Here is a 6,480-nt window from a genome sequence, read left to right as displayed (position 1 = left end):
AAGTGAAACGAAATAGCGCCGATGGTAGTGTGGGGCTTCCCCATGTGAGAGTAGGACATCGCCAGGCTTTTAATTTAAGGTACTTGTTCTGAACGACAAGTATCGGATAAAACAAAAGTTTTATCTCCGTGTGGAGCGGTAGTTCAGTTGGTTAGAATACCGGCCTGTCACGCCGGGGGTCGCGGGTTCGAGTCCCGTCCGCTCCGCCATTTATTCAGACAGCCTTGCTTTTAGCAAGGTTTTGTCAAATCTACAGTTTGTAGATTTACAGGGGTGTAGCTCCAATTGGCAGAGCAGCGGATTCCAAATCCGCGTGTTGGGAGTTCGAATCTCTCCACCCCTGCCATATTTAAAGCCTCAGCAGAAATGCTGAGGCTTTTTTACATCTGTTGTTTTTCAATGTGATTATTGCGAGAGCTAGGCATCTCGTTGTGCAAAAACTCACTCGGCTCTCTGGAATGCCAGGCCACTCTTGCCATTTTCAAGGCTCTAGCAGAAATGCTGGAGCCTTTTTCGTTCATGCTACTTTTTTAAACTGATGTTGGTGATGGAACGCCAGTTCAGTCGAATAAACAGTTGAACCTACCCTAGTCATCGTCAAATCTTATGGCTGTTTGTCATTCTTTACTAGGTTCAACGTGATAGTCACTTGAGATGCCGAAGTAATATTCTCAAGGTATTTTGTTACCCTCTCAGAATGAATTTGTACAAAACCCTTGTTAAGAAGGCACAAAATAAAAAAGCCCAACAGAAGTTGGGCTTTGAATAAATAATGTGAACTATAGAATGCGTTTCAGTACACCATCTGCTTTTATTCGCGTAATTTTTCGAACTAACTTTTGTACACTGTGAGGGTAGTCTTCAATTTTCTCTAACTGTTTGTAAGTACAGATGAGCTGAGTGTGTTCGAGAATGTTGGCAACTTCTTGTTCAAACTTATCCGTTAGTTTTGCATAGATGTCTTGTACTAATAGGCCATTTTCCAAATCTAATGACCACGCTCTAGGGTTTAAATTATTACCTGTGAGCAGCATGTAGCGCTTATCAACCCAGATACCTTTTAAGTGGAAGCTGTTATTATCGTGCTTCCATAAGTGGATAGATAGCTTACGAGCGGCGATGTTGGCTTCGTTTGCTTTTGCGAAGCGGCGTAAGTTGACTTCATATAGATACGGTAGGCCACCAATGGTTTTGAACTCTTCCTCTGGAGATATATAGAAGTCGTTCGCTGTCTTATCTCCGACCACGATCGTGACTTTTACGCCTCGTTTCATTGCACGTTTTACTTCGCGATTAATGGCTTTTGGGAAATTAAAGTAAGGTGTGCAGATGAAAATTTCGTTTTGTGCCGTAGCAAGTAGCTTAACAATTTGTTGATTGAGTAAATTACGACGTTTGCCTAAGCCCACAAGAGGGGTGACTTTTACTTCCTCTTCAGAAATATTTTCAGAAGTAAACTCGTAGCTTGCTCGTGCAAGAGAAGAGCGGAATTGGCGGATAGCCGTTTTGATCTCTTTTGTTTCTGGTTTGTCGTTATCGGCCAGATTATTGACTGCTGGGTGGGCAATCATTTCATCTTGGACGAACTTAACCATTGAATCTGCAAGTGTTGCATGTTGGATCACGTGGTAGCGGTCGAAGCGGTAGCGATCATTATATTGCAGGTATACATTGTTCAGGCTTGCACCGCTGTAGATTACGGTATCGTCGACAATGAAGCCCTTCAGGTGTAGAACACCAAAGACTTCTCTTCCGCGCACAGGAATGCCGTATACAGGAATAGGATGCTGATATTTTTTGGCGAATGCTTTATAGAGTGCAGAGTTTCCTTCTGATGACTCTGCACCAATCAAACCACGCTGAGCTCGGTGCCAATCTACACAGATATTGATGTCCAACTGAGGATTACGCTGTTTTGCTTCATAAAGCGCGGTGAAAATTTCACGTCCAGCATCATCATCTTCCAGATATAGAGCGACTAGGTAGATTCGTGACGTTGCTTTGCTGATTGCATCGAGAAGACGAGTTCTGAAAGTTTCTGCTGCATGCAGAACTTCAAAGTCTTCAGGCTTAACAGCAAGACTTGGCAACTGTTCGAATGGATTCCTACTTACTATCATATCGGTGTGAGTACCTTAATTAAGTGCAATATTGCGAACCTGCTATTTTATCAAAGATATGATTTCTCTGGCTACAAAACCGTACCCTTTGAAGGGAAAGATGCCATGAATTGCATCGGAATGAGATCTTTACCGCTATCCACATAGCGAGAAAAGGCTATTTTCAATGAGTTTGGTAGAGTATTGCCGGAAATGGTTTTAAATCCATACTGTGAGTAATAGTTTTCTAAATGTTGAAATGCAAAGCAGTAATCGCCATGACGGAAAATATTTTCTTCGCAATAGCTTAAGAGAGCCTTTCCAACCCCAGTCCCTCTTGCCTCTGGAATAACCAGCATGCCCGTCAATAGGCGAGAGGTATCGACACTTTTCATTCGCAGTAAAGCGAGGATATTACTATCTACGTTAGCGGTAACGATTAATTCATCACGCTTTGCTCGTCCAGCGGGATAATGAGCCTTATACAGCCGTTTAATGAGAGGCAATTTGATAGGATTTAACACTTCTATGATTAATGAGTTTGGTATTGTCACTGCGGCTCAAAGATAACTATTGTAGAATGTTCACAGTTTACGGGAATCTCATCTGGCGTTGCAAACTCACTATGCAAATAAAGAAACATGCGAGCCTTAAGGCTTATCACACATTTGGTATCGAACAAACCTGCTCCTATTTAGCGATTGTTGATTCGATCGAAGACGTTATCCAATTACTTAAAGATGAGTCCTTGAAAGGTCTACCTAAACTCTTCTTAGGTAAAGGCAGTAATATGCTGTTCACGGAGCACTACGATGGTGTGGTCATCATTAACCGATTGAAGGGCAAATCCATAACCGAAACAGCAGAACATTATCTCCTTCACATCGAAGGAGGGGAAGATTGGCCTGAATTGGTGGCATGGAGTGTAGAGCAAGGAATAGGAGGAATAGAAAACCTCGCCTTGATCCCTGGATGTGCAGGTTCAGCACCAATCCAAAATATCGGTGCATATGGTCTAGAACTGCAAGATGTCTGTGAATATGTGGATGTGCTAGACCTTACCACGTTTGAGATTAAACGAATGACGGCGGATGAGTGTGAATTTGGCTATCGCGATTCGATATTCAAGCACGCTTTGTATGAAAAGTGCTTTATTGCTGCTATTGGACTCAAGTTAGCGAAAGCGTGGAAACCAATTAATCAATATGGCCCACTGCAGAGTATTGCGGAAGATCAACTCAGTCCCTTATCGATCTTTGAACGAGTTTGCCAAGTTCGTATGGAGAAATTACCCGATCCAGCGAAAGTAGGGAATGCGGGGAGTTTCTTTAAAAATCCAGTGATCTCGCAAGATCATTATGATCGACTGGTTGCAGAGCATAGCAATATGGTGGCTTACCCGGCACCAATCGGGATGAAAGTGGCAGCTGGCTGGCTTATCGATCAGTGTGGGTTGAAAGGTGTGTCTGTAAACGGTGCCCAGGTTAATCCACTTCAAGCGTTAGTTTTGACTAATGTCGATAACTGCAGCGCCAGTGATGTTGTGTCATTAGCATCGTTAGTGAAAAAGGCGGTCTGGGATAAGTATCAGATAGAGCTTGAGCACGAAGTGCGCTTTATGGATCGGTTCGGCGAGACCAACCTTGCTAAAATTGAGGCTGCACAATGAGAAGCGAACACTCTACCAAACTTCATATTTTAAAAACGCTTAGTGATGGTGAGTTCCACTCTGGTGAGGCGCTCGGGCAAAGTTTGGGGATTTCTAGAGCGGCGATCGCCAAGCATGTTAAAGGTTTAAATGACTGGGGCGTTGATCTTTATCGTATTCAAGGCCGGGGTTACCAACTTGTTCAGCCTCTTCAATTGTTAAATGAAGGTAAGTTGATAGAGAGCATTACGACACCAGTCGAGCTCATTTCGGTGATTGACTCTACTAATCAGTATTTGCTTGAACGTGTTAATGAATCTGAAAAAGGCCGTGTATGTTTGGCTGAGTATCAAGCAAGAGGAAGAGGGCGACGTGGACGTCAGTGGATATCGCCTTTTGGTACCAATTTGTATTTGTCGATGTATTGGCGTTTAGATGCTGGAATGGCCGCTGCAATGGGCTTGAGCTTAGTTGTTGGTATTGCGACAGTAGAAGCCATTGAAAGTATAGGCATTCAGGGTGTAAAACTTAAATGGCCTAATGATATTTACTACCATGATAAAAAACTGGCAGGCATTCTGGTCGAGATGTCCGGACAAGCAGGAGGTGCTGCGCATCTAGTGATAGGTATGGGCCTCAATATTGGTATGCCAGAACGACAGCCTGGAATTGACCAACCTTGGACAACCTTAAATCAAGTCAGTGGTGGCTTAGTGATTGACCGAACTCAGTTGGCGATTAAATTTATAGAGCACTGGAAGAGAGCGCTAGAGGAATATGAAATGACTGGGCTAACGGGTTTTGTTGTACGTTGGAATCGTCTTGATAATTTCTTAGGCCGTTCTGTGAAGTTACTGATGGGTCCTCGAGAAATTTATGGTGTCGTACAGGGTATTGATCATCAAGGAGGCGTGGTTCTCGAAACCGAAAACGGATTGGAGACCTACATTGGTGGTGAGATCTCCTTGAGAAAGAGTGACTGATCGCAGAGCTATTTTCGTAGAGAAACCTTGTCTACTAAGTGATTCTCTCCTTTATGTAAGATTAAATGGGCTCTTTCTCGGGTAGGAAGAATGTTATGTTCTAAGTTGAGCCCATTAATGTCTTGCCATATTTGCTTTGCTTTATTCTGCGCTTCTTCAACTGATAGTTGTGTGTAGTGGCTGAAGTAAGACCCTGGTTTAGTGAAGGCACCTCTACGGAACTTTAAAAACCTTTCGACATACCATTGCTCTATAATCTCACTGTCCGCATCAACATAGATAGAGAAATCCAAAAAGTCAGAAACAAAAACGCGATGCGGATCATGTGGATAGTCCATACCACTTTGCAGTACGTTTAGCCCTTCAATGATCAGTACATCTGGTCTATCTACACATTTTAACTTTTCCGTAATATCGTAGGTAATATGAGAGTAGACAGGGACTTCTAAATTGGGTTTACCTGCCTTCACATCAGATACAAACTCGACCAATCGCTTAATATCGTAAGATTCTGGGAAGCCCTTACGGTGCATAATACCCTTTTCTTCAAGCACGCGCTTAGGGTACAAGAAGCCATCAGTTGTGACCAATGCGACTTTAGGATGATTCTCCCAGCGAGATAGGAGGGCTTCTAGAATACGAGCGGTTGTGCTTTTTCCAACCGCGACACTGCCAGCAATGCCGATAACAAAAGGTGGAGCGTGTTCTTCTGTATTGAGAAATTGTTGCAGCACAGAGTTGCGACTTTGGCGTGCTTGTACATACAAATTCAGTAGGCGAGACAAAGGAAGATAGATTTCTACCGCTTCCTCCATTGTGAGGTTTTCATTTATGCCTTGAAGTGCGATCAAGTCATCTTCAGAAAGTGTCATTGGGACAGAGTTTCGCAGCTCTGCCCATTCAGCACGGTCGAATGACAAAAATGGACTCATGGGTCTCGTTTATCCTTGGTTTAATTGAGAGCAAAAACATACATCAAGCGTCGTTTAAAGCAAACGACAAAGCTCTAAAGTTTGTGGTAAAAAATAATGATTGTGTAAATTTTCAACAAATGAGTTCAAAAGAACGATATTTACGTTTTTTTTTAAATTTCCTATTGCAACATAGAAAATCATTCAATAGAATGCGCACCACTTATGCCGACTTAGCTCAGTAGGTAGAGCAACTGACTTGTAATCAGTAGGTCACCAGTTCGATTCCGGTAGTCGGCACCATTCTCTCCTGTATCTATGAAATGTTGTAGTGAGAATGGATTGAAATTTTGGAGGGGTTCCCGAGTGGCCAAAGGGAGCAGACTGTAAATCTGCCGGCACTGCCTTCGATGGTTCGAATCCGTCCCCCTCCACCATATTCTTTAGGAAATAGCTCTCAGAGTTACGTGTGCGGGCATCGTATAATGGCTATTACCTCAGCCTTCCAAGCTGATGATGCGGGTTCGATTCCCGCTGCCCGCTCCAATCAAATTTGAGTGCTGATATAGCTCAGGTGGTAGAGCGCATCCTTGGTAAGGATGAGGTCGGCAGTTCGAGTCTGCCTATCAGCACCAGCTCTCAAGTTATTTCCTTTTGATATAAGATTTACCAATTATCTTTTTTGGTTGCGTGGTCATTTTTTGGGGCCACCTAAATCCGTACCTAGAGGGACTACTCATGTCTAAAGAAAAATTTGAACGTGTAAAACCGCACGTAAACGTTGGTACTATCGGCCACGTTGACCACGGTAAAACAACTCTAACTGCAGCTATCTGTAC

Annotated in this window: 6 protein-coding genes and 6 tRNA genes; 9 read left to right on the top strand and 3 right to left on the bottom strand. The window is 43.2% G+C overall.

Going from position 1 to position 6,480, the window contains the following annotated elements:
- The first annotated feature begins 132 nt into the window (after positions 1–132).
- Both ACVA54_RS19400 and ACVA54_RS19395 read left to right on the top strand, forming a co-directional pair.
- Positions 133–209: transfer RNA gene (locus ACVA54_RS19400), tRNA-Asp, on the top strand.
- Positions 210–269: 60 nt separating this feature from the next.
- A tRNA-Trp gene (locus ACVA54_RS19395) sits at positions 270–346 on the top strand.
- Between the two features lie 433 nt (positions 347–779).
- Here ACVA54_RS19395 and pssA read toward each other — a convergent pair.
- A complete protein-coding gene (gene pssA / locus ACVA54_RS19390) occupies positions 780–2,120 on the bottom strand; it encodes a CDP-diacylglycerol--serine O-phosphatidyltransferase (RefSeq protein WP_446581944.1) in 1,341 nt (446 codons plus the stop codon).
- A gap of 71 nt (positions 2,121–2,191) precedes the next feature.
- Entirely contained in the window at positions 2,192–2,623 is a 432-nt protein-coding gene (locus tag ACVA54_RS19385) for a GNAT family N-acetyltransferase (RefSeq protein WP_446649878.1), read from the bottom strand.
- A 101-nt stretch (positions 2,624–2,724) separates the two neighbouring features.
- On the opposite strand from ACVA54_RS19385, the gene murB reads away from it, so the two are divergent.
- Both murB and birA read left to right on the top strand, forming a co-directional pair.
- Entirely contained in the window at positions 2,725–3,768 is a 1,044-nt protein-coding gene (murB, locus tag ACVA54_RS19380; protein ID WP_446597065.1) for a UDP-N-acetylmuramate dehydrogenase, read from the top strand.
- Positions 3,765–4,730, top strand: coding sequence for a bifunctional biotin--[acetyl-CoA-carboxylase] ligase/biotin operon repressor BirA (birA, locus tag ACVA54_RS19375; protein ID WP_099081225.1), 966 nt, complete (start codon positions 3,765–3,767; stop codon positions 4,728–4,730). The genes murB and birA overlap by 4 nt, the downstream gene beginning before the upstream one ends.
- Before the next feature lie 8 nt (positions 4,731–4,738).
- Here the strand turns inward: birA and coaA are convergent, their stop codons facing one another.
- The gene (gene coaA / locus ACVA54_RS19370) at positions 4,739–5,662 is read right to left on the bottom strand and encodes a type I pantothenate kinase (protein ID WP_099081226.1); all 924 of its coding nucleotides are present in this window, start codon (positions 5,660–5,662) and stop codon (positions 4,739–4,741) included.
- Between the two features lie 206 nt (positions 5,663–5,868).
- Here coaA and ACVA54_RS19365 point away from each other — a divergent pair.
- The 5 genes from ACVA54_RS19365 to ACVA54_RS19345 all read left to right on the top strand — a co-directional run.
- Positions 5,869–5,944 (top strand) — tRNA-Thr (locus ACVA54_RS19365).
- Positions 5,945–5,993: 49 nt separating this feature from the next.
- Positions 5,994–6,078 (top strand) — tRNA-Tyr (locus ACVA54_RS19360).
- Between the two features lie 34 nt (positions 6,079–6,112).
- Positions 6,113–6,187 (top strand) — tRNA-Gly (locus ACVA54_RS19355).
- A 13-nt stretch (positions 6,188–6,200) separates the two neighbouring features.
- Positions 6,201–6,276: transfer RNA gene (locus ACVA54_RS19350), tRNA-Thr, on the top strand.
- A 103-nt stretch (positions 6,277–6,379) separates the two neighbouring features.
- The coding region (locus tag ACVA54_RS19345; RefSeq protein ID WP_241823454.1) for a GTP-binding protein at positions 6,380–6,480 on the top strand (101 nt) is incomplete at its 3' end.

The organism is Vibrio sp. PNB23_22_6 (assembly GCF_052877535.1).
This window is presented reverse-complemented; position numbering and strand designations above follow the sequence as displayed.

What these genes read in the sequence shown, in the direction of transcription:
- pssA (WP_446581944.1), bottom strand. Translation starts at nt 2,120, where the DNA reads ATGATAGTAAGTAGGAATCCATTCGAACAGTTGCCAAGTCTTGCTGTT.
- birA (WP_099081225.1), top strand. Translation starts at nt 3,765, where the DNA reads ATGAGAAGCGAACACTCTACCAAACTTCATATTTTAAAAACGCTTAGT.
- coaA (WP_099081226.1), bottom strand. Translation starts at nt 5,662, where the DNA reads ATGAGTCCATTTTTGTCATTCGACCGTGCTGAATGGGCAGAGCTGCGA.
- murB (WP_446597065.1), top strand. Translation starts at nt 2,725, where the DNA reads ATGCAAATAAAGAAACATGCGAGCCTTAAGGCTTATCACACATTTGGT.